Annotated in this window: 16 protein-coding genes and 1 pseudogene; 10 read left to right on the forward strand and 7 right to left on the reverse strand. The window is 60.3% G+C overall.

Features of this window, described 5'->3' with window-relative positions; translation table 11 throughout:
* Positions 1 to 48: 48 nt before the first annotated feature.
* Complete coding sequence (locus tag YUO_RS0134110; RefSeq protein ID WP_028351237.1) at positions 49 to 972, forward strand: LysR family transcriptional regulator; 924 nt, start codon at positions 49 to 51, stop codon at positions 970 to 972.
* Positions 973 to 1,441: 469 nt separating this feature from the next.
* Here the strand turns inward: YUO_RS0134110 and YUO_RS42660 are convergent, their stop codons facing one another.
* Together YUO_RS42660 and YUO_RS0134120 are read right to left on the reverse strand one after the other, a co-directional pair.
* Positions 1,442 to 2,359, reverse strand: coding sequence for a hypothetical protein (locus YUO_RS42660; RefSeq protein ID WP_051379791.1), 918 nt, complete (start codon positions 2,357 to 2,359; stop codon positions 1,442 to 1,444).
* A gap of 123 nt (positions 2,360 to 2,482) precedes the next feature.
* Positions 2,483 to 2,989 carry a hypothetical protein gene (locus YUO_RS0134120; RefSeq protein ID WP_028351238.1) on the reverse strand — a complete coding sequence of 169 codons (507 nt, stop codon included), beginning with the start codon at positions 2,987 to 2,989 and terminating at the stop codon, positions 2,483 to 2,485.
* A gap of 652 nt (positions 2,990 to 3,641) precedes the next feature.
* Between YUO_RS0134120 and YUO_RS0134125 the strand changes: the two genes are divergently transcribed.
* The 6 genes from YUO_RS0134125 to YUO_RS45515 all read left to right on the forward strand — a co-directional run bounded on the left by YUO_RS0134125 (position 3,642) and on the right by YUO_RS45515 (position 12,086).
* Complete coding sequence (locus YUO_RS0134125) at positions 3,642 to 7,052, forward strand: AAA family ATPase (RefSeq protein WP_028351239.1); 3,411 nt, start codon at positions 3,642 to 3,644, stop codon at positions 7,050 to 7,052.
* Between the two features lie 633 nt (positions 7,053 to 7,685).
* Complete coding sequence (locus YUO_RS0134140; protein WP_028351241.1) at positions 7,686 to 8,906, forward strand: ABC transporter substrate-binding protein; 1,221 nt, start codon at positions 7,686 to 7,688, stop codon at positions 8,904 to 8,906.
* Between the two features lie 37 nt (positions 8,907 to 8,943).
* The gene (locus tag YUO_RS49155) at positions 8,944 to 9,279 is read left to right on the forward strand and encodes a hypothetical protein (RefSeq protein ID WP_156908886.1); all 336 of its coding nucleotides are present in this window, start codon (positions 8,944 to 8,946) and stop codon (positions 9,277 to 9,279) included.
* Between the two features lie 45 nt (positions 9,280 to 9,324).
* The gene (locus YUO_RS0134150; protein WP_028351243.1) at positions 9,325 to 10,056 is read left to right on the forward strand and encodes a hemerythrin domain-containing protein; all 732 of its coding nucleotides are present in this window, start codon (positions 9,325 to 9,327) and stop codon (positions 10,054 to 10,056) included.
* Positions 9,998 to 11,296, forward strand: coding sequence for an MFS transporter (locus YUO_RS0134155; RefSeq protein ID WP_235782924.1), 1,299 nt, complete (start codon positions 9,998 to 10,000; stop codon positions 11,294 to 11,296). The genes YUO_RS0134150 and YUO_RS0134155 overlap by 59 nt, the downstream gene beginning before the upstream one ends.
* An 82-nt stretch (positions 11,297 to 11,378) precedes the next feature.
* Positions 11,379 to 12,086: an alpha/beta hydrolase gene (locus YUO_RS45515; RefSeq protein ID WP_083754838.1), complete on the forward strand. Its 708-nt coding sequence runs from the start codon at positions 11,379 to 11,381 to the stop codon at positions 12,084 to 12,086.
* Between the two features lie 32 nt (positions 12,087 to 12,118).
* On the opposite strand, the gene YUO_RS0134165 is transcribed toward YUO_RS45515, so the two are convergent.
* Both YUO_RS0134165 and YUO_RS0134170 read right to left on the reverse strand, forming a co-directional pair.
* Entirely contained in the window at positions 12,119 to 12,907 is a 789-nt protein-coding gene (locus tag YUO_RS0134165) for an SRPBCC family protein (protein ID WP_035728235.1), read from the reverse strand.
* A gap of 11 nt (positions 12,908 to 12,918) precedes the next feature.
* Complete coding sequence (locus tag YUO_RS0134170) at positions 12,919 to 13,506, reverse strand: winged helix-turn-helix domain-containing protein (RefSeq protein WP_028351246.1); 588 nt, start codon at positions 13,504 to 13,506, stop codon at positions 12,919 to 12,921.
* A 391-nt stretch (positions 13,507 to 13,897) separates the two neighbouring features.
* Between YUO_RS0134170 and YUO_RS42670 the strand changes: the two are divergent.
* A pseudogene (locus YUO_RS42670) lies at positions 13,898 to 15,186 on the forward strand (hemolysin family protein).
* Between the two features lie 132 nt (positions 15,187 to 15,318).
* Here the strand turns inward: YUO_RS42670 and YUO_RS0134185 are convergent.
* From YUO_RS0134185 to YUO_RS0134195, 3 genes are all read right to left on the reverse strand, one after another.
* Entirely contained in the window at positions 15,319 to 16,788 is a 1,470-nt protein-coding gene (locus tag YUO_RS0134185; protein WP_028351248.1) for an FAD-dependent monooxygenase, read from the reverse strand.
* 327 nt (positions 16,789 to 17,115) lie between these two features.
* Positions 17,116 to 18,390: a cytochrome P450 gene (locus YUO_RS0134190; RefSeq protein WP_028351249.1), complete on the reverse strand. Its 1,275-nt coding sequence runs from the start codon at positions 18,388 to 18,390 to the stop codon at positions 17,116 to 17,118.
* 32 nt (positions 18,391 to 18,422) lie between these two features.
* Positions 18,423 to 19,694 (reverse strand): cytochrome P450, encoded by a 1,272-nt coding sequence (locus YUO_RS0134195; RefSeq protein WP_028351250.1) that lies wholly within the window; start codon positions 19,692 to 19,694, stop codon positions 18,423 to 18,425.
* 223 nt (positions 19,695 to 19,917) lie between these two features.
* Between YUO_RS0134195 and YUO_RS0134200 the strand changes: the two genes are divergently transcribed.
* Positions 19,918 to 21,090, forward strand: a complete 1,173-nt coding sequence (locus YUO_RS0134200; RefSeq protein ID WP_028351251.1) for an isovaleryl-CoA dehydrogenase — start codon at positions 19,918 to 19,920, stop codon at positions 21,088 to 21,090.
* A gap of 196 nt (positions 21,091 to 21,286) precedes the next feature.
* Entirely contained in the window at positions 21,287 to 22,444 is a 1,158-nt protein-coding gene (locus tag YUO_RS0134205; protein WP_035728237.1) for a DUF898 family protein, read from the forward strand.
* Positions 22,445 to 22,465 lie beyond the last annotated feature (21 nt).

Consider the following 22,465-nt stretch of genomic DNA (forward strand, 5'->3'; position numbering starts at 1 on the left):
TGCTGAATTGTTATAGCGTATGAACCTGCCTTCGAAGATTGGCAAGCAATGGATATCCGGCAGCTCAGGACCTTCAGTTGCGTGGCGGAGCTCGGCAGCCTCAGCAAGGCCTCCGATACGCTGAGGGTGGCGCAGCCGGCGCTGAGCCGCCAGATCAAGCTGCTCGAACATGAATTGCGGGCCGAGCTGTTCACGCGGAACGGCCGCGGCATGGTGCTGACCGACGCCGGCCGGCTGCTGCTGGCGCGCACCGCCGGCATCGTCCGGCAGATCGATCAGGTGCGCGACGAGATCCAATCCGCCGGCGGCCCGCCCTCGGGCCGGGTGGTGCTCGGGCTGGTGCCGACCGTGAGCTACGTGATTTCGGCGCGGCTCGCCCGGCGCACCGTCGACAAATACCCGGGCATCTCGCTCTGCATCGTCGAAAGCTACAGCGGCCATCTGACGGAATGGCTGCACCGCGGCGAGATGGACCTGGCGCTGATCTACGGACCCTCGAGCGACCTGCATCTTTCCGTGCAAAGCCTGGGCCGCGATCCCATCGTCGCTGTCGGACCGCGCGGCAGCGGGCTGTCCGAGAGGAAGCAGGTCGATATCGGCTGGCTGCTGCGGCAGCGCCTCGTGCTGCCCAGTCATTCGCACGGGCTCCGCGCGTTGATCGAGCAGGCGGCGGCGAAGAAGAAAATCAAGCTCGACGTCAAGCTGGAAGCCGATTCCTTCCGTGTGCTGACCAGCCTTGTCGAGGAAGGGCTTGGGTACACGCTGCTGCCGCCGTCCTCGGTGCGCCAGGAAGTCGGCGGCGGCCGGCTGGAAACCGCGGCGATAGCAAAACCGTCGCCGATACGCGAACTGACGCTTGCCTCTCCCATCGATCATCCCGGCTCGACTGCGATCACGCTCGTGAGCGAGCTGCTTCGCGACGAACTGATTGCCTGCCGCGAAGAGGGCCTCTGGGACATCAAGCTCGCCTGAGCCGATGCGAGGCGCTTGCGGATTGGCTTAGAGCAAAACGGCCGGGATCGGCATTCTCATCTGGCTACTTCTGTCATGCCGCAATTGTATAGGGGCGGTGCAGGCGTGCCGGAACCAAAGCTGCTGGCCCGAAGCTGCCGATACGCGATTTGAGCTATCGCTAGGAAGACAGGCCGGACATCGGCTGAAGGTCCAATTTGGTTGCGAATGATCCGGAGCGATCGCCAACTCATGGACACGGCGCGATGAGTTGGATTTCCGGCGCGTCTTCGCTCAGCGGTGGGTAGGACGGCAAGATAACGGCGAGTTGATCCCCTTTTCGGTGACGCGACGCGGCTGGCGGCAGACCGTGCTTACGCGGCACAATAGCGGACATTCCGCATGTCACTCGATCAGTTCGTTGGCGTAACCGATCACTGAGAGGCGACACCTGCTGCCGTCAACTCGATGACCCTGACGATTGAGGGTGTCAAGGCATCGTTCCGCTCATGTCGGTCCGAGCGCCGCGCGCTTCATCTCGCGAAGGAGATGAACCGTGACGATACGGGAGCGCCTCACCGACGGCCTGCTGAAGCTCTTCGAGCATCTCCGCCTCGGATTTGAGAAGCTCGTGATTATATCCCTCCGCCATGATCTTTGCAGATTCATATGTCTCCTGAACGACCCTGATACGGTCGTTTGCAGGAAGTGACGCAACGAACTCGATCGTCTCTTCGACGTGCGCGGCCTCGCTTCCAAGTGAGCTGTGGCTTCTGAGGAAGCGGGTCGCATCGATGCCATCCGCGAGCAGCGCCTCCACTTTCTCGATATCGGCTTTCTGCTTGAGGGCGGCGATGCGCTCCAGGCAGTACGAATAGCCGATGCAGCCGATCGGATAGTCCTCGACGCAGAGGTCATCGAAGCGCTTGCAGAGCGGCTTGATCCCCTCTGGGATGTAGTTGGCGACGAGGCGCTCAGCAGGAAGACCCAGCGCGCGCAGATCCTTGAGCGCGAGCCGGTCGTGACCGGTCTCCTCGCGCGCGCGCTCTTCAAGATAGGCCGCGACCTCCGGCCTACCCAGTTCCTCGAATCGCCCAGCAGCGTGTCGGAGATTTCGAGGCGTATCGACCGACGTGTGATAGGCGCCGACCAACGCGACGGCATAGCCGACAAGTGTCGGCTCCGGCCGCGCGAGGCGCCTTTCAATTCCGGCAAACCCGAGATTGATCGCGCCGTCGAGCAGCCCGACCGTGCTGCCCACCGCCCCTGCGCCCATCATCGGCGCCGCGAATGGATCTATGCCTTCTTTCGCAACGTTAAGCGTATGAAACCAAACCTCTCCCGACTCGCGAGCGATAATCGAAATATCGCCCGTGACGTTGACCCACTCAGTTACGGATCGTGCCATTCGAAACCTCCCGTTTTTCGATCGCTCGCCCGCGCTCGTTACTTGGAGGATGCGTTTTGCTATGCGGGCCGAACTCGCTTCAACTTATAGACACACCGCCTCGCCTCAGACGTCGCAACCGCGCTAGATCCCGTTCGGCGTAACGGCCATCAGCATCTTGGCCGTCTCAAGCAGAGGTTGCCCAGCCGTCGCACGTGCGTATCTCGGCACCACAAGGACGACTCCGTTAGCTGGCGATAGGCTTGCGCTGGCCAAACTGAAACCGTCTTCGTACTCCTCTTCCGTAATCACGATGGGGGACGCCAAATAGATGCCCCGAGCCGCGAGAGCTGCTTTTGCCGCACCCGAGCGCGTTAGGTAGTCCAACGGCTGCGTTCCGGGCCCTGTAGGCGTGATCAGGGGATGGGGGCTGGGACTTGTCCAAATGTCGACGATCAATTGTGCGAGGACATCATTTTGGTACGAAAAATCAGCTACCTTATCCGTTAAACCCGGGTCCGCGTAAATCCCGCGTTTTTTCGGGACTGCGCGCGCTGCTACCGGAAGCATTGCGCCGCCGGCGGCGGCTCCTGCCAGGAAGAAGCGCCGATTGAAGCCGGAATTCGATTGCGATTTGCTCTGCGAGGCCATGATCAATCCCTCCCTGCTGAAATCAGTTCGGCATCTTGTCGTCCGGCGCTACAGCGCCACTCATTTGCACGAAATCGTTAATCACAGTCTATGGTTTGGTATCGGCCGCCGTCATCGTCGCAGCGACCGGCCGGCTGTTTTGGCTTTGCGGTAGGGTACAGTTCGACGGGGAATACGAAGCAAGCTTGGCAGCCGCCATCTCAGCATGGCTGCGGCTTCCTCCATTAGTGTCGTCTGCTTCCAGTAGGGGCATGACGCCTCTCTATACTGATCAGATCAGCGCAACGACAGGAACACCTTCGGGTTGCAAGATGTCAAAAACAAGGCTGAGTCCGCCCTAGTGCTTTCTTTCGTTCAGCGCCTCTTCGATCGCGCAGCACCGAGCGGGAGGTGAGCAGCGGATCGTTTGCATGCCCGGCAGAACCGGAACTCGGATCGGGAGCATAACGTGGCTGCTGGCCATTCAACGCGAAACGGCCGGGCATTTTCCGAGACGTCAACTCGGTTAGCTCAATGTATTGGAGTACCGGCCGCCCCGAACTTCGGAACACGCTTTCGCGTCGTTTCGGGAGCGGCAAGTTATGATATGTTGTGCGTTGCAACTGGTCTCGTTTTGTAGCGCGAACTACTTGAACAGCTAGGGGCATTTGCCGTGACGAGAGCAACCACAGACATAGCCGAGTGGTTGGACCAGCACGGTCTGGGTCGGTACGCCCAAACCTTCATTGAAAACAATATTGATTGCGCCGTATTGCCGGATTTGACGGAGAATGACCTCAAGAACCTCGGGGTCTCTTTAGGTCACCGCAAGACGCTGCTCAGGGCCATCGAAACATTGGCGGCAGCGCGCCAGGCGAGCACAATAACGGCCGCTGCGCAGCCTGTTATGGAGGCGCTCCCTCCGTCGGAGCATCGCGAAGCAGAACGCCGTCAGATTACAGTGTTGTTCTGTGACCTGGTGGGGTCGACGCAGCTTTCAGGGAAATTGGACCCAGAGGACCTTCAGACACTTATTGACCTCTATCGGAGCGCATGCACGGCGGCGATCAGGCGCTATGAAGGTCATGTAGCTAGGTACCTCGGCGATGGTGTGATGGCGTTTTTCGGCTATCCCCGTGCGCATGAGGACGACCCTGTTCGTGCGGTACACGCTGCGCTGGAAATGCTCTCCGCAATCACGAATATCCCGGGACCAGTCACGCTGGCTGCGCGGGTGGGCATCAGCTCGGGCCCGGTCGTCGTTGGCGAAATCGCGGGTAGTGGTACTGCAACGACGAGGGATTGGATGGATGCGGTTGGGGAGACGCCGAATATTGCCGCGCGTTTGCAGGCACTTGCCACGCCCAACACTCTAGTCATCTCGGAGTCGACGAAACGTCTCGTGTCGGCAGCCTTCGACCTCCAAGACCTTGGCCCCCAGGAGCTCAAGGGCGTAACCAGACCTCTTCACGTGTACCGCGTCCTAGGCGCGATGCATACCGCAAGCCGCTTCGAGGCGGCGCATGGAGGCTCCCTTACGCCACTCGCCGGGCGTTCAACCGAATTGAACCTACTGCTCGATAAATGGAAGAAAGCCAAAGAGGGTGACGGGCAAGTCGTTTTGGTTTCGGGTATCCCGGGAGTTGGAAAATCACGCCTCATCCACGAGCTAAAGTCGAACATCCAGCACGAACCATGCTTTGTGCTGCAGCATCAATGTTCGCCCTATCATAATCAGAGCGCGTTCTTTCCAGTCATTGAGCGCATTGAACAGGCCGCCAAACTAACGGCTGGCGACTCAGATACGGAGAAACTTGCCAAACTTAAAGTCTACCTCGCCAATTCCGGCGATGATTCCATTGAGACAGCGCTGCTGATCGCCAATCTGTTGTCAATTCCGATTCAAAACCACCACGAGCTGTCGGAGCTTACGCCGCAACAAATCAAGAATAGGACGGTGAGCAAGCTTGTCGACATGATCCTGGCTTTCTCCGCCCAGCGCCCGACGCTGTGCATTTTCGAGGATGTGCACTGGATAGATCCCACAAGCCTCGAGTTGCTTGAGCTGATCATAAACCAGATCGACCACGCGCGCGTCTTGCTTATTGTCTCCCACCGGCCCGAGTTCCGACCCACGTGGTCCACTCATTCGAACGTCGCTATGCACTCCCTCACTCGATTGTCGCGCAGCGAGGTGACGGGGATGATCCGGGATATTTTGAGGGGCCAAACCATTCCCCAAGAGACTCTCGATCAAGTTATCGAAAAATCCGACGGCGTACCGCTGTTTATCGAAGAACTGACAAGCAGCATCCTGAGCGCGCCGACGCAAAGCCGACCTGTAGAAGGAGATGTTGAGCGAACGGCGGCACCGCCACTTGTGCCAAGTGTTCCGGAGACACTGCATGATGCGCTGATGGAGCGGCTCGATCGTGTTCCGCAGGGACGCAGACTGGCGCAAATCGCCGCGGTGATCGGGCGTGAGTTTTCTTATGATCTCTTATCAGTGGCGCTTCGGATTAACGAAGGCGAGTTGCACCAATCCCTCTTGCGGCTCGAAGAGGCTGGCATCATTTATCGGGTCGGCATTTCGCCTTTCATCCGTTTCGCTTTCAAACATGCCTTGTTGCGTGACGCAATCTACAACTCGCTGCTTAGGAGCTCGAGACGACAGATCCATGGGGAGATTGCGGCGATTTTGGCGGATCAATTTGGCGAGTTCGTTGAAAATCGACCCGAGATACTGGCCTATCACTATAGTGAAGGAGGAAACAACGCGTTGGCGGTGCGTTGGTGGTTCAAGTCCGGGCAGCACGCGCTCGCCTATTCCGCCAATGTCGAAGCAATTTCTCATTATCGGAAAGCTCTGGAGGCCTTGAGCGCTTTGCCGGACTCGCCCGCGCGCGACAAGCAGGAGATTGAGATTCAGTTAGCGCTGGGCATCCCGCTCATTGCTGTTCGAGGATATCCAGCCGAAGAAACGCGCGAAGCGTTCGCGCGGGCTCGTACCCTATGTCTCAAACTGGACAGCCATCCTGAGTATTTCCAAGCGCTATTCGGTGAGTGGGGAAATCGGTGGATGGCTGGCAAGAACGATGAAGCGCTGAGCATGGCCAATGAGTTTCTGTCGAGATCACAGGCATCCACCGATTCCGTTCCGTTGATGATGGCTCATCGAGTCATGGGAAGCACACTATTCACGATCGGTGAGTTCCAGTCATCGAAGCAGCACTTCGAGGAGTCCATTGCCCTTTCGAAGCAAAAAGGCCAACGGCTATACAGCCTCTACCTGGTGGAACCCCAGGCGGCCTCACTGCTCATTCTATCTTGGGATTTGTGGTTTCTGGGCTATCCGGATCAAGCGCTATCTCGCGTATCGGAAGCTCTTGCCTTGGCCCGAGAGCTCGGGCAGCCGTATACTATTGCTTTCGCCCATTACATGACCTCCGTCGTGCATCTCCTCCGCGGCGAGCCTGATCGCGCGCTTGCCAGCGCTGAACAAAGTCTCGAAATGTCATGGGAGCAACGGTTCTCGCTGTACATCCTTCTGTCGCAGATTTCTCGAGGCCGTGCACTTGCCGGCCTCGGCCAAATTGCGGAGGCTCAGGCCCAAATCAAGCTGGGACTCGAGGAGGCGCGCAGGAAAGGCGTCGGCTACATGCTGCCCATGATGAATAGCTGGTTGGCTGATGCGCATGCTCAGTCCGGCGATCATGAAACCGCGTTGTCGATTGTCGGGCAAATATTAGCCAATACGAGTGATCAGACGGGCCGGTCATGGCAAGCTGAATTGCATCATCAAAAAGCACGAATTCTTCTGGCACTCGATCCAGCAAGAGCCGGCGAAGCTGAAGCAGACTTGCGGCAGGCAATTGAGGTGGCGCGTCGTCAAAGCGCCAAGTCATTGGAATTGCGAGCAGCGACCACCTTGGCCGAGCTTTGGCGAACGCAAGAGAGAGTTGATGCGGCACGAGATCTGATTGGACCGATCTATCGCTGGTTCGATGAAGGCGCTGATACTAAGGACCTGATGCGTGCGCGTGACATTCAGCTGGACCTTACTGATTCCGGCAGGTTGGGCTAAGTTTACTGAAGTGATGTGGAAGCTGGGTCCAATCCACATCGGCCTTGGGGGCTGAGCGGAGATGGTGCTGGGCGGGTCAGGCTTTCTGGTTTTGGCCCAAGGCGGATATGATCGCTGAAGCGCGAACGTCCGCTTTGAAGCGTTGATTGTTGAGCCAGGCATCGGCTGCAATCCGTAGAGGCGCATTGTCGAAGGTGTGTGCACCCCGCTCCATGCGTCAGGACAAGCCCGGCTTTCTCGATCATGTCGGGGTGCGGCGAGATGGCTTGTCGCAATAGACTTCTGCCATCCTCTGCAAGCGATAGATCTCAAACCAAGGACCGCCTGGGCACTTCGCCAACACGTCAAGCTGCGCGCGAGATGCGCGAACTGACCCTTGGAACCCGGAATGGCCTACGTGATTCAACTCAAGCAACGGCTTTTTGCCGAGCAGTAACACGTTGTTCCTGTCACCGCTTTGTTCGCAGGCAATTGATCGAAATAACCGCTTCTGGCGATTGCGACCCTCGCGGAGCCTCATAAGATGTCCGATCAGCCGGTCCCCCACCGGGAATTGGCTGGTCATTGATTTAGATCAAGCGATTCATTCAGCAGACTAAAATCTGACGCTCTGTCTCAGGTGGAGTTCCTGCCATGAACACGCTCCTCCGGACCCTGCTGGCGATCGTTGTAGCTGTTGCCTCGCTGGGCGCAATGTCCGAGCGGCTGCGGCAGGAGGGGGTGACCGATGACGAAATCCGCATCGGCAATCTCATGCCCTATAGCGGGAGCCTCGAGATTTTCGGGGCGATCGGTAAGGCCGAAGCAGCTTATTTCGAGATGCTCAACGCGCGCGGTGGCATCAACGGCCGCAAGGTGCGGTTCATCTCCTACGACGACAAATCCGATCCTGCTTCCGCCCTTAGCCTGACGCGCAAGCTCGTCGAGGAAGACAACGTGCTTCTGATGTTCGGCTCGTTCGGAACGCCGGGCAATTTTGCGGTCCGCAAATATCTCAATGAACGGCAAATTCCCCAACTGTTCGTTGCTTCCGGCGACGATCATCTCAGCGATCCCTCGCTGTTTCCATGGACCATGGGCTGGCAGCCCTCGTTCCGGGAGGAGGGACGCATCTATGCCAACTACATTCAGGCGTTCTATCCGGGCAAGCGGATCGTCGTTCTCTGGCAGAACGATCATTTCGGCAGGGAGGTCATCAAGGGGATGGAGGACGGCCTCGGTCCCGTCGCGCGGATGATCAGGGTCGGTATCGCCTATGATCTCAGGGATGAACACCTGGATACGCATGTATCGATCCTGAAGCGATCGGGCGCCGAAATTCTCGTGTTCGCGGGCGTACCCGAAAACGCCGCAAAAGTCATCCGCCTGGCGGCGAGCCTCGACTGGCGTCCCGTGTTCATCATGAATCAGATGGCCTCCTCAATCGGGACAGGGCTGAAACCCGCAGGTCTCGAGAACGCGGTGGGCGTGACTACCGCTGCCTATCTGAAGGACGCCAACGATCCGGCCTGGAAGGACGAACAGTCTGGCGCCGACTGGCAGTCGTTCCTGGAAAACTATCGTCGCGCCGGCGGCCATGACGAAAGCGCCGCCATGTTCGGCTACGCAGCCGCCGAGACTCTGGCGCAGGTGCTCAGGCAGTGCGGCGATGATCTATCGCGCGAGAACGTCATGAAGCAGGCCGCGGCGCTGAAGGATTATCAGGGCTCCGTTCTGCTGCCCGGCATCAAGATCAGCACCGGTCCCTGGAATTTCCGCCCCATCAAGCACATGCGGCTCGTTCAGTTCGACGGCCGCACGTGGCAGCCGATAGGCGACGTCCTCGAAACCGCGTTTGCCAGCACGGACAATTAGCAAGCGCCCATGACCCTCGGCGTCTCCCGAGTCGGAAATGGTTCAACCGGGTGCGCGCTCAGTCCCGGCACACTTTACCCGCTACTCAACGGGCGAGTTCATCGATGATCCATTGACCGTAGATCTCATGCTCCGGCGCGTGATGCAGAATGTGCAGTCTGATGAACCCGGTAAGCAGATCTTTGAACTGCAAGTCTGTTTTATCGAATTTCGTATTTGGAACGCGACGTGCCGCCGGTCGTTAACGCGCAAGCTCCCGGACGGTCCCTCGATGTTCGCGAACTCCGCCGGAGTCGTCGGCGCTCTGGAAAAGGCATTCAAGGACTACGAACGAAGGCGCTTGGCGCTGACCAGTATCCGCGGCGGTGGCTGACAGAAGGTCTGCCGGTCACCAGCGGCTGTTGCCAAGGAGGCCGTGATGAAAACCATCATGCCAAGGAAGCGCGATTTGCTTCTGTATGGAAGCGCCGTGGCCGCGGCACTGGCGGCTCCTGCCGTGCTCACGGGACGCGCACCGGCGGAAGAGAAGGGTGTCGGCGAGAAGCTGAAGAAGATCGTAACGGGCAAGAAAGAGGAGGTCACGCCTCCCGAGGATTTGATGCGGGAGCATGGGGTGCTGGATCGGGTGCTTCTGCTGTACGAAGCCGGGATCCGGAAGTTCTCTTCAAACGAGGATTTCGATCCGGCCCTGATCACGCAATCGGCCGAGATCATCCGGGACTTCATCAATAACTATCATGAGAAGTCCGAAGAGGAATATGTTTTCCCGCGCTTCAGGGAAGCCGGGAAGCTGGTCAACCTGGTCGATTCCCTGCTGCGGCAGCACGAGGCGGGCCGGAGCGTTACGCAGACGATCATCAGGCTGGCGCCGTCCAGCCGCGCCAATGCCGACGACCGCAAGCAACTCATTGCATCGATACAGTCCTTCATCACGATGTATCGCCCGCACGCCGCACGCGAGGACACCGATCTTTTCCCGAAGCTGAAAGACGTGGTCTCGTCGAACGAATACGACGCGATGGCCGAGGCGTTCGAGAAGAAGGAGCACGCACTGTTCGGAGCGGACGGTTTCGAGAAGATGGCGGCGCGGGTTGCTCAACTGGAACAACAGATGGGCATCCACGATCTCAATCAGTTCACGCCGCGATGAGTTGGAAGGATCTGCTCGATACGCGGGCACCGGCCTGGACTATTCGGAGGTGAATGCCGTGTCCGGGTCTCGCCTGCTTGGCTCGCTGTCGCCCGCCTTTGCCTTCGTGCTCTTGATGGGGGTCGTCGATTTCTTTGGCGACACGACGTACTCCGGCGGGGCAAGCATGAACGGTCCTTTCCTCGGCTCGCTCGAAGCGGGGGCTGTGATCGTCAGTATTGCTGGAGGCGCCAGCGAGGCCGTGCAGTACTCGATACGCGGCATATCCGGCTATCTGGCCGACAAGACCGAGAAATACTGGCTCATTGTCGCCATCGGTTACGCTCTCAACCTCCTTGCGGTACCCGCAATGGCGCTAGCCGGATATTGGCCGCTGGCCTTCACACTCATTCTTCTGCAGGGCATCGGGCGAGGCATCCGGAAGCCAATCATCGAGGCGATGCTGTCGTACGCGACGAAGCAACACGGCCGCGGGTGGGTCTACGCAGTGCATGGCGCGCTGGATAGCGCAGGACGGACGCTCGGTCCGATCGTGATCGCCCTGGTGTTTTTCCTGCAAGGAGATGATCGAACCGGATATGCGCTGCTCTTGATCCCGGCGCTGTTGGCGCTGGCTGCTCTGACGTTTGCGCGGATCCAGTTTCCCGCCCCATCGGACCTCGAGCAGCAGCGGGAAGCGCAGGCCAGAGGATTCACTTCGGCCTATTGGCTGTACATGTCCGCCAGCGCTTGTTTCGCCGCTGGTCTCATGAGTTTTGAGCTGATCGCGTATCACCTCTCCACCAGCGGCCTGGTCGGCAAGACCGGAGTGCCGCTCTTCCTGGCATTTGGAACGGGTATTGCAGTCGTGGTCACGCTGGCATTGGGCAAACTCTACGACCGCTTCGGCCTGCCAGTGCTCCTGGCCGCCACATTCGTGACCTCACTGTTCTCGCCATTCGTCTTTCTCGGTGGATTTTATCTCGTGCTGTTCGGGATGGCGCTATGGGGCGTCGGTCAGGTCATTCAGGACATGCTGCTGAAAGCGGTTGTCGCCGGTATCTTGCCCGAGGGGCGACGAAATCTTGCGTTCGGGCTGTTTTACACGGGATATGGGGGCGGTTGGCTCGCCGGCAGCATTGTGGCCGGTATCCTTTACCAGCAATCGCGCATCGGCTTGGTCGTGTTTGCAGTCATGGTCCAGATGGCCTCGCTTCCGCTGTTTCTGATTGCACAACGACGGCAATCGGCCGAGCAATAGACATTCGGTTGGCCTTTCCAACTTGTGTCCTCGCAACGCTGGGCCGTATCATAGCGTAGTTCATATTGGTTGCGGAATTCGTATGAGCCTCAATTTCGTTCTTGTACCCGGTCCATTGGTTCGGGCGTCGAGCTGGGAGCCTACAGCAGAGCAGTTGCGGAAGTCAGGACACGATGTCCAGATACCAGATGTACTCGACAATCGGCCGCCGCCGGCTTGGCGTGATTGGACGTCCCACCTGCTCCAGCGCATCACCTCGTGCCACGAACCGATATTGGTCGGTCATAGCTCTGCAAGTGTGCTGGTCGCAGATCTAGCATGCAGGTTACCCTGCCGTGGCGTTGTGATCGTTGACGGAGAGGTGCCGCCATCGCGAGGCGCTGCCTCGCCCGTCCGGGCCGCTCTGCGGGATTTTATAACAAGCATCGCAGCCAGCGACGGATCGCTTCCGATCTGGTCACGATGGTTCGCGGGCGATATCAAGCGCACATTCCTCGTTGGCCTGGACCTCCTGGCGAGCGACCCGAGCGCCTTCGCGGAGTTCGAGCGTGGACTACCAAAGCTGTCGGTCGATTGGTTCGACGACACGATCGAACTCGCCGACTGGGACCACGTTCCGGCTGGGTTCATTCAATGCTCGCCCATTTACGATCACGCAACGTTGGAAGCGCAGCGCCGCGGATGGCCGGTAATAAGACTGGAAGGCACGCATCTGCATCCGACGCTGCAACCGACGGAGACCATGCACGCCATCCTGTCGATGTCGCACAAACTCGCTAACGCCGCTTAGTGGCTCGTCGGAATAACCGTCACTGTCGACCACTACGTCTGTGGTGGAAATTGACGATCGAGCCAGCGCCGCCAATCGGCCTCGACGTGATTGGCCACGGCACGCCCGGCGTCTCCGTAGAGGTAGAGACGGACCGTCAGCAGAATCGGCCCTCCGATCGGCATGGCAAAGAGATGTGCGATGCCGGGTGCAGGGTGTTCGAGGAGCAATTGCAGCCCTGGCCACTGCGGAGGATTGACGGTTTCCACGATGCCGCGTAGCTCGGGCGGTCCAGCCTGTGTCGCAAAGCGTGCGCCGGCGCTTGCGTCAGCCAATCCGAGCGGACCGACCAGGCGACTCCAGGCATCGCTCTCGTTCGACATCGCGGAAAGCGCCACGAGCGTCGACGGCTGCCCACGGAATTTCTCCAGATAGAGCCGCAGGTTCCGGAAGAATGCGATCCAGCCGTAGGTGTGCCCCTCGAACTGGTCATCCCAATCGTCCGTATTCGCGAACCAGCTATGAACGACGCGGACCACACAGGTGCCGCCGTCCTTGGCTTCGACGGTCCATTCGGTGGCTACCGTGCCAGGTCCTTCCTCTGTTTCGGCGACGAAACGCTTGGCCGGCTCCCAGGCGGTGATCTTGGCTTCGGAATCCATTCCCGGACCAAAGCTCGATTTGGTACTGCCGCCGACTTTCTCGTCCAACGTCGTCGGCACAAACCACGACGAGATGCCGGGACCTGTCGCGATCGCCTGCCATACCTCTTCGGGTGTGCCGGGGACCTCAACCTTGGCTTCGACGCTGCGACGGCCAGACGGTTCCTTCTTCACGGGCATGGTCTGTCCTTTCAGTGAGACGTTTGAGGCAAGGGATGGGACACGATCACCAATCGATGGTTACGGCCGCCCGAAGCGCTCGCATCGTGGTAGCGGCTGACCAGTTCCGTGATGGCTTGCGTCAGCTCGCGCGTGAACGCGGCGCGGGCAGCGGCGGAGGCGAAGCGAATCTCTGTATCGATCGACAAGGTCGCAAGCTGCTTGTCGGCTTTCGTTGCGCGCTTCCAGAGATCGCCGACTTCGCGAACGATCCGGGCGCCGAGTGCGATCAGGTAGCTGGCCGCGAGCTGATCCTTGCTGCGCTTCGGATCGGCTGCGACCGCGCCTAACGCCTCCGGCGAAACAACGAACGACTTGGCCGATAACACCAATAGCCGCTCGGTCAATCCGCCCCAGTGCCGTTCGTCCGCGACCTCGACCAGGCTGCAGGCTTCGAGCGCGCGCAAATGATAGTTCACCTTCTGACGAGGCAGTCCCAGGCGCGTCGCCAGGATCGCCGCCGACGCAGGCTCCGCGAGTTCGGCCAGCAACGCGCTTCGAATAGGATCAAGGGCCGCAACTGCAACCGCCGGATCGCTGATCACTTCGATATCGATCATGGCGGTAACGTACTTTGACAAATTTTTTTGTCAAGCGGGGCAACGCGACAGTTGCGTCGGTCGCGGTCCTATCCGATACGACTGCGCACTCTCATTCGAATGGCGTTGTCGAACCTGCGCAAGCGAGATGGCGATGCTCTTAACGGCACAAAGGAGAATCGAACATTCTCGACGATGACGTCCGCATTCGAGGTCTACAGACACAGCATGGGGCAGGGCAAGTCCGTCGAAGAAGACGTCAAGGCCGACTTTGCCGGTTGCCATGTCGCCCTAGCCGGCGGCCCGACCAACTCCGCTTGGTAGTTCCGTTGCGGAACTAGTGATCGGATATTATGTATGTGCCGTGGCGACCATGTGGTAGAGGTATGGCCGCCCAGAAGAAGGTCCAAGCGTGTTATACTTAGACCTCGGGATCGTCGCGATCCTGATTGTTCTTAATGGCCTACTCGCAATGTCCGAGTTGGCGATCGTGTCGTCGCGACCGTCGAGGTTAGCCGGCCTGGTCGGAAAACGTATCAAGGGCGCCCGCCGTGCCCTCGCGTTGGCATCTGATCCTGGGAAATTCCTGTCCACTGTTCAAATCGGGATTACGCTAATTGGCGTGCTATCGGGCGCCTTCTCTGGCGCTACGTTAGGGCTGCGCCTTGCATCGTGGCTGGTCGAGGCAGGACTGTCGCAAGGCATTGCGGAGACGGTCGGGGTTGGTGTTGTTGTGGCCGTCATCACCTATGCTTCGCTGATCATCGGCGAACTTGTTCCGAAGCAGATTGCGCTCCGCGATCCCGAGGCCGTGGCCGTCAGGGTTGCACCTGCAATGGTGCTGCTGGCCAAGGTTTCGCATCCGCTAGTGTGGCTGCTCGATCGATCAGGCAAGACGCTGCTGTGGCTGCTGGGCCATCGAGAAAAACCCGACGATAGAGTCAGTGAGGATGAAATTCGTACGCTTGTTGCAGAGGCAGAAACCGCGGGAGTCTTAGAGCCGGGCGAAAAAGAAATGATCGCCGGAGTGATGCGACTCGGCGACCTTGCCGTAGGGGCAGTGATGACCCCGCGCCACGAAGTAGACTCCATCAACCTCGCCGATAGTCCCGCCCAGATCGTCGCCAACCTTTTGGACAGCGAGCACTCCCGCCTTGTTGTCTTTGACGGCGATCCCGAAGGTGCCGTAGGAGTTGTGAATGCTAAGAACTTGCTTGACGTCTACTTGGCCGATCAGACGCCGAAGTTTAGGGATTTGGTGCGCGAAGCGCCAATAATTCCAGAAACCCTCGATGCTCGAGATGTAGTTACGATCTTGCGCGATGCGCCAGTGCACATGGGGCTAGTGCACGACGAATATGGCGTTTTCCAAGGCGTCGTGACGAGTGCCGATATACTTGAAGCGATCGTCGGCTCTTTCGGTACGAGCGACAGACCTGCTGAGCCTGCTGCCGTAAAGCGCGACGACGGCTCTTATTTGATCTCCGGTTGGATGTCTGCGGTCGAAGCGGCACATTTGCTCGGGATTAGCCTTCCTTCGTCGCGGCCTTATGAGACGTTTGCCGGCTTTTGCTTCAGGAGTTCGGCAGAATCCCTAACGTGGGTGATAGTATTGAAGATGAAGGTTGGCGATTTGAGATTGCCGATGTGGACGGCAGGCGCATTGACAAGGTGTTGGCTAGCCGATTGGAAGCCGCATGAATTTTAAAGCCCGCTTCTGGCCTTAAGCCGACGTTGCGGGTGAGCCAGACGATGTCGACTCTCGATCCGGGAGCGGACATGGGTGGGCCAGCCCCGCGGATCAGCGAGAGGCAGCGGCAAAAGCCTATGCAGCTACGCTGCGGCAGGCGGTCCGAACCATGTCGTTAGCGCCTCAGCGAGCCCGAGCTCGGTTTGGTCTCCAACCCAGGCGACATATCCATCGGGCCTTATCAACACGGCGGTGGGAGCAGCAACTACGCCGATTGCTGGCAGCTCCCACGCACCAGCATATTCGGCGCGGATGAGCTGGACCCGATCCGCCCACGGCGTGATGTCGAGGCGGCCGGGATGACCGAGGTCGAGCAGCACGGGGCGGGCGCCGTGCAGCCAGGTGAATACCCGCAGCGGGCCGTTGGCGGTGACCAGGTCGAGATCGGGCATGCGGCGTCCGAGCAGCGGATGTCCCTCGCCGAGGTCGTAATGGACGTCCAGACCGGACATCATCGCGGCGAACCGCTTGCGCGGCTCGTCCATGCCGAGCAGTTCGGACATGGTGTCCTGCAAGGCCTTGACGCGGTCGTCCGGGCGACGCATCAGCGCGACTTGCGCCATGGTGTTGCGCAGCACGCGGGCGCCGACCGGGTGGCGCTCGGCGTGATAAGTATCCAGCAGGCTTTCCGGCGACGTCTGCTTGACCACCTGCGCCAGCTTCCATCCCAGATTCACGGCATCCTGCACGCCGATGTTAAGGCCTTGTCCTCCCGCGGGGTAATGCACATGCGCGGCATCGCCGGCCAGCAGCACCCGTCCCCGGCGGTAGGATGCCGCCTGCCGGGTCATATCGGTGAACCTGGAGATCGAGGTCGGACTGTGGATCCCATAGTCGGTCCCGAAGGCGGCAATGAGCGCTTCGCTGAGATCGCGCAAGGTGGGTTCGCTGGTGGATCCCAGGTGCTGCTCGGTCACCATCACTCGCACCGGCCCGCCATCCTCCATCCTGCTCAGGCCATGAAGGCCGCGGGCGTCGTGGCGAATGCCCCATTCCAGCTCCTCGGCAATCTCGACCTCGGCGATCAGGTGGCTAGTCGTCGGATCCCAGCCGGGGAAGTCGATGCCGGCTGCTTTGCGGATCAGACTGCGTCCGCCGTCGCACCCGACGAGATACTTCGCCCGCAGCGACTGGCCGTCGGCCAGCGCGACATCGACGCCGCTGCCGTCCTGCGCGATATCGGTCACCTCACGCCCGCGATAGATCGGCACCGCCAGCTCGTCGACCCAGCCGGCGAGGATGCGCTCGATGTGGTTTTGCCACAGCGCGAGCCCGTAACTGTGCCGGGTGGGAAAGTCGCTGATGTCCAAACGGATCAAGGCGAAGCCTGCGACCTGGGCCACCTGTCCCTGCGACAGGAACCGGTCGGCGATGCCGCGCTGATCGAGAACCTCGATGGTGCGTGCGTGCAGGCCGCCCGCGCGCGAGCCGGCGAGCTCCAGGTTAGGGCGCCGCTCGACGATGGCAACGTCGACATCAGCCAACGCCAACTCGCCGGCCAACATCAGCCCGGTCGGACCTCCGCCGACGATGACCACTGCATGCTCGGTCATCGCGGCGCTCCGGTCGCTTCCGCGGTTGCGATCAACCCGGCCCTGCGCGTTCGGCACGCCGACAGCAAATGCACTCATTTCGTGACTCCCGTAGGTTGTGGCTTCGGACGGCGGTTCTACGGGATGACCGGGGTCTTGAAGCAAGCCCCTTGCGCGCTACATATTGGAGTGGGGAAGACGGGTGTTCTGCTTTCCGGCTATTTCCGGAAGACACAGCCAGCAGTGATCTCTGCCTGATCCACGATCATCAGGTTTCGAATGTGGACGCCGCCTTTGGGCGGCTTTTCTTTTGCGCCCCGTCGTGATCAGACGGGGTGCGCGCGCCGCTCACCCCGGAATGCGCACCGGCAACTGCTCGATGCCGCGCACGAAGCTCGAATAGACCCGCTTCGGCTCGCCGACCACCTCGATGCGGTCGAAACGCCTCAGCATTTCTTCCCACACGATCTTGAGCTGCAACTCGGCCAGCCGCATGCCGACGCAGCGGTGAATGCCGAAGCCGAACGACAGGTGGGTGCGGGGACGGGCGCGGTCGATGATGAATTCATCGGGCCGCTCGATGCCTTCCTCGTCGCGGTTGCCCGAGACGTACCACATCACGACGCGGTCGCCCTTCTTGATCTTCTTATCCCCGATATCGGTGTCGACCAGAGCGGTGCGGCGCATATGGGCGAGCGGCGTCTGCCAGCGGATCACCTCCGGCACCATGGAATCGATCAGCGCGGGGTTCTCGCGCAGCTTCTGATACTGGTCGGGGTGCTCGTTCAGCGCCAGCACCGAGCCGCTCATGGTATTGCGGGTGGTGTCGTTGCCGCCGACGATCAAGAGGATGATGTTGCCCATCAGATTGTCGGGGTCCATGTGCCGCGTCGCATCGCTGTGCGCCATCATCGACAGCAAATCGTTCTTCGGCGGCGCGTTGACGCGCTCGTTCCAGAGTTTTGAGAAATAGGCGTAGCATTCGTCCATCTCGCGGCGGCGCTGCTCGGGCGATTCCACGACGCCGCTCTTGGGCAGCGCGGTCGAGACGTCGGACCAGCGCGTCAGCTTGCGCCGTTCCTCCCAAGGGAAATCGAACAGCGTTGCCAGCATCTGCGTGGTCAGTTCGATCGAGACGCGCTCGACAAAATTGAAGGTCTCGTTGCGCGGCAAATTGTCCAGCACCTTTTGCGAGCGCTCGCGGATCAGTTTTGCCAACTCGTCCAGATGCGTCGGCGTGAACATCGGCGACACCGTCTTGCGCTGCGCCGAATGCCGCGGCTGGTCCATCGCGATGAAGCTCGGGTAGTCGTAGCCGGGCGGCACGTCGCGGATCGAGATGCCGCCGAGCGTGGAGTCGGAGGAGAAGATGCCGTGATTGGTGTCGACATGCATGATGTCGTTGTACTTGGTCACTGACCAATAGGGCTCGATCGGCGAATTCTCGCAGTAGTGAACCGGCTCTTCCTTGCGCAGCCGCTCGAACCACGGCCACAGCGTGTCGTTCTGGAAAAGTTTTGGCGCACCGGGATGAAAATCCTTCAGCGGCGTCGAATAGGCCTCCTCGCGCGCGGCGCGCAACAGCTCTTGTCTGTCGGCTCTGATGGCAGTCTGAACGTTCATGGTTCGATCATCCCGGGTGAGCGTGAGCGCGGCTAGGCGGCGATGCGGACCGGCAGGGTCTCGTAGCCCTTGACGAAACTCGAATATACCCGCTTCGGTTCGCCGATCACTTCAATATTATCGTACCGCTTGAGGATTTCTTCCCAGATAATCTTCAGTTGCAATTCCGCCAGCCTGATTCCGACGCAGCGGTGGATGCCGAAACCGAAGGAAAGGTGGGTGCGGGGGCGGGCGCGGTCGATGATGAACTCGTAGGGACGCTCGATCACCTCCTCGTCGCGGTTGCCCGAGACGTACCACATCACGACCTTGTCGCCCTTCTTGATCTGACGCCCGCGGAATTCGATGTCTTCGAGCGCGGTGCGGCGCATATGCGCCAGCGGCGTCTGCCAGCGGATCACTTCGGGGACGAAGCTGTCGATCAGCTCGGGGTTGTCGCGGAGCTTGCGGTACTGGTCCGGATTCTTGTTCAGTGCATAGACACTGCCGGAAAGCGTGTTGCGGGTGGTGTCGTTGCCGCCGACGATCAGCAGGATCAGATTGCCGAGGAAGTTCTTCGGGTCCATGTCGCGCGTAGCATCGCTATGCGCCATCATCGACAACAAATCGCTCTTCGGCGGCTGGTTGATGCGCTCCTTCCAGAGTCTTGCGAAATAGGTCGCGCATTCCAACAGCTCGGCCTGCCGCTGGTCCTCGGTCTCGACCAGGCCGCCATGATGCGGAATCGTGGTTGCGATATCGGACCAGCGCGTCAGCTTGCGGCGGTCTTCCCAGGGAAAGTCGAACAACACGGCGAGCATCTGCGTGGTGAGCTCGATCGAAACCTGATCGACCCAGTCGAACGTTTCGTTCTTCGGAAGGTTGTCGAGGCATTCGGCGGAGCGCTTGCGGATGTTGAGCGCGAGCTGGTCGAGATGCGTCGGCGTGAACATCGGCGCCACCGTCTTGCGCTGTGCGGAGTGGCGCGGCTGGTCCATCGCGATGAAACTTTCGCGGCGCAGGTCCGGCGCGACGTCGCGAATGGTGATGCCGCCAAGCGACGAGGCCGAGGAGAACACCGCGTGGTTGGTCTCGACGTCCATGATGTCGTTGTACTTGGTTATCGACCAGTACGGGCCGAACATGCTGTCCCTGCAGTAATGCACCGGTTCTTCCCGCCGCAGCCGGTCGAAATACGGCCAGAAGGAATCGTTCTGGAACAGTTCAGGATTGCCGACATCGAAATCCGCCAGCGGCATGGATTGAGCCGCATCGCGCGCGGCGCGCAGGTGAGAATCTTCGGCGAGATCGATGGTTCCGTGCATGAGCCGCTCTCCCTGATTCCCCGTGCGAAGCGTGCCGAACGGGTGATGTTTTACCCTATTACATCCCGAGCCGTGCCCCGGCGCAAGGGCGAGTTGGGCGCATTTGGCCGCAGCGCAGTGCCGGTTCGATCTTGGGCGGCGCGCGCGTATTTCGCCGCGTGACAAGTGTAGGCCCGGGTACTAAGTCTGTTTGAAACAACGTTTAATTCGCCGGGAGGCGGCCATGATTCCCAACGCCCATCGGATGTTCAACTTCGATCTTGGCGAGACTGCGGACGCCATTCGCGAAACCGTGCACTCATTTTCGCAGAACGAGATTGCCCCGCGCGCCGCCGAAATCGACCGCAGCAATCAGTTCCCGCGCGACCTCTGGCCGAAAATCGGCGCGCTCGGCCTGCACGGCATCACGGTGGAAGAGGAGTATGGCGGCGCCGGCCTCGGCTATCTCGAGCACTGTATCGCACTGGAAGAAATCTCGCGGGCTTCCGCCTCCGTCGGCCTGTCCTATGGCGCGCATTCCAACCTCTGCGTCAACCAGATCCGCCGCAACGGCAGTGACGCACAGAAGCGCAAATACCTGCCGAAATTGATCTCGGGCGAACATGTCGGCTCGCTCGCAATGTCGGAGCCGGGTGCCGGCTCGGACGTGGTTTCGATGAAGACCCGCGCCGAGAAGAAGGGCGACCGCTTCGTGCTCAACGGCAACAAGATGTGGATCACCAACGGCCCGGAGGCGGACACGCTGGTGGTCTACGCCAAGACCGATGCCCAAGCCGGCCCGCGCGGCATCACCGCCTTCCTCATCGAAAAGGGCATGAAGGGCTTTTCCACCGCGCAAAAGCTCGACAAGCTTGGCATGCGCGGCTCCGACACCTGCGAACTGTTGTTCGAGGATTGCGAGGTGCCGGAGGAGAATGTGCTGAGCGAGGTCGGCCGCGGCGTCAACGTGTTGATGAGCGGCCTCGACTACGAGCGCGCGGTGCTGGCAGCGGGCCCGATCGGCATCATGCAGGCCTGCATGGACGTGGTGCTGCCTTATGTGCACGAGCGCAAGCAGTTCGGCGAGCCGATCGGTAGCTTCCAGCTGGTGCAGGGCAAGATCGCCGACATGTACACCACGATGAACGCCTCGCGCGCCTATGTCTACGCCGTTGCCAAAGCCTGCGACCGCGGCGAGATCACGCGCGAGGATGCGGCGGGCGCGATCCTCTACGCCGCCGAGAAGGCGACGCAATGCGCGCTCGACGCCATCCAGCTCCTTGGCGGCAACGGCTACATCAACGACTACCCGACCGGGCGGCTGTTGCGCGACGCCAAACTCTACGAGATCGGCGCCGGCACCAGCGAAATCCGCCGCATGCTGATCGGGCGGGAGCTGTTCGAAAAGACGGCGTAGCTCTTGCTCCTTCTCCCCGCTCTTGCGGGGAGAAGGGTGGGATGAGGGGCTCTCTCAACGCAGGTGGTCCCAACCTGGCGCGACGGCTCCGCCCGGCCTCAAGCCCGCAAGCTTCAATGCATGTGTGGGAGCTGGGTCACACAACAACCGGCAAATCTGTGGTTTGATCCTCCACCGTTCGCGCTGGAGTTGAACCATGAATCAGATGAGCTGGCCGCCGCAGGTGCCGCCACCGCAGCCTTTGCCCGTGCCGCCGCCAATGCCGGTGGCGTTTTCGGGCAGCCGCGGCGAATTCTTTGATCTGGTCAAGCGCGGCGCCGGGCTGGAATTCGTCACCCTCGGCTTCTACCGGTTTTGGCTGCTCACCGACATCCGCCGCCATCTCTGGGCCAACACCCATGTCGATGGCGACGCCGCAGAATATACCGGCCGCGGCAAGGAATTGCTGATCGGATTTTTGGTCGCGCTCGCGATCCTGGTGCCGGTCTATCTCGGATACTTTCTGGTCGGCCTCGAGGCCGAGCATATCCAGGCGTTTGCCAGTATTCCGCTGGTCGCGTTCTTCTATGTGTTCGGGCAATTCGCGATCTACCGCGCGCGCCGTTACCGGCTGACGCGCACGGTGTGGCGCGGCCTGCGGTTCTGGATGACCGGATCGGGCTGGATCTACGCTTTGCAGGCATCGCTGTGGGGCCTGTTGTCGGCGGTGACCCTTGGGCTGGCGCTGCCGTGGCGCTCGGCCGCGCTCGAACGCTACAAGATGCGCCACACCTTCTACGGCGACCTGCAGGGCCGTTTTGAGGGGCGCGGCTGGGAATTTTTCAAGCGTGGCTGGTGGCTGTGGCTGCTCACGCCGATTGCGTTTTACGTGTTCCCGCTCGTCCCGTTCATCTACGGGGCCTTCAAGGCGATCGAATGGCGCTGGTGGCTCTCGGGCATTCGGTTCGGCGGCGTGCGTGTGGAATCGTCCTTGCCCAAGAGCGCGCTGATCGGCCTGTACTGGAAAGTCATCGGCTGGATCGTGGTGTTCGGATTGGTGTTCTCGGCCTACCTTGCGCTGGCGGCGGTATTGGTCGCCAGCATGAGCGGCGATGCATTCAGCGAGTTCTTCAAGTCGCAGGAATTCATGAAGAGCATTCCGCTTCTGGTGCTCGCGGGCATCGGCTACCTGGTGTTTGCGCTGGCGATGAATATCGTGATCCGGGTCTATCTGTTGCGTGATCTCTGGGTCAGGGTGCTCGGATCGATCAACGTCAGCGGTATCGAGACAGCCGCCAACGTTTCGGCGCGCGGCGGAATGGCGAGCGCGCTCGGCGAAGGATTCGCCGACGGCCTCGATGTCGGCGGCTTCTAAGGCTTCAGAGTCCTGATGGTC

The organism is Bradyrhizobium murdochi (genome assembly GCF_000472965.1).
Taxonomy (GTDB): Bacteria; Pseudomonadota; Alphaproteobacteria; order Rhizobiales; family Xanthobacteraceae; genus Bradyrhizobium; species Bradyrhizobium murdochi.

Coding starts and splice junctions, on each gene's coding strand:
- YUO_RS0134195 (WP_028351250.1), bottom strand. CDS start 19,694: ATGCACGGAACCATCGATCTCGCCGAAGATTCTCACCTGCGCGCCGCG.
- YUO_RS0134120 (WP_028351238.1), bottom strand. CDS start 2,989: ATGGCCTCGCAGAGCAAATCGCAATCGAATTCCGGCTTCAATCGGCGC.
- YUO_RS0134150 (WP_028351243.1), top strand. CDS start 9,325: ATGAAAACCATCATGCCAAGGAAGCGCGATTTGCTTCTGTATGGAAGC.
- YUO_RS0134170 (WP_028351246.1), bottom strand. CDS start 13,506: ATGATCGATATCGAAGTGATCAGCGATCCGGCGGTTGCAGTTGCGGCC.
- YUO_RS0134140 (WP_028351241.1), top strand. CDS start 7,686: ATGAACACGCTCCTCCGGACCCTGCTGGCGATCGTTGTAGCTGTTGCC.
- YUO_RS0134110 (WP_028351237.1), top strand. CDS start 49: ATGGATATCCGGCAGCTCAGGACCTTCAGTTGCGTGGCGGAGCTCGGC.
- YUO_RS0134190 (WP_028351249.1), bottom strand. CDS start 18,390: ATGAACGTTCAGACTGCCATCAGAGCCGACAGACAAGAGCTGTTGCGC.
- YUO_RS0134205 (WP_035728237.1), top strand. CDS start 21,287: ATGAATCAGATGAGCTGGCCGCCGCAGGTGCCGCCACCGCAGCCTTTG.
- YUO_RS0134185 (WP_028351248.1), bottom strand. CDS start 16,788: ATGACCGAGCATGCAGTGGTCATCGTCGGCGGAGGTCCGACCGGGCTG.
- YUO_RS42660 (WP_051379791.1), bottom strand. CDS start 2,359: ATGGCACGATCCGTAACTGAGTGGGTCAACGTCACGGGCGATATTTCG.
- YUO_RS45515 (WP_083754838.1), top strand. CDS start 11,379: ATGAGCCTCAATTTCGTTCTTGTACCCGGTCCATTGGTTCGGGCGTCG.
- YUO_RS0134165 (WP_035728235.1), bottom strand. CDS start 12,907: ATGCCCGTGAAGAAGGAACCGTCTGGCCGTCGCAGCGTCGAAGCCAAG.
- YUO_RS0134200 (WP_028351251.1), top strand. CDS start 19,918: ATGATTCCCAACGCCCATCGGATGTTCAACTTCGATCTTGGCGAGACT.
- YUO_RS49155 (WP_156908886.1), top strand. CDS start 8,944: ATGGTTCAACCGGGTGCGCGCTCAGTCCCGGCACACTTTACCCGCTAC.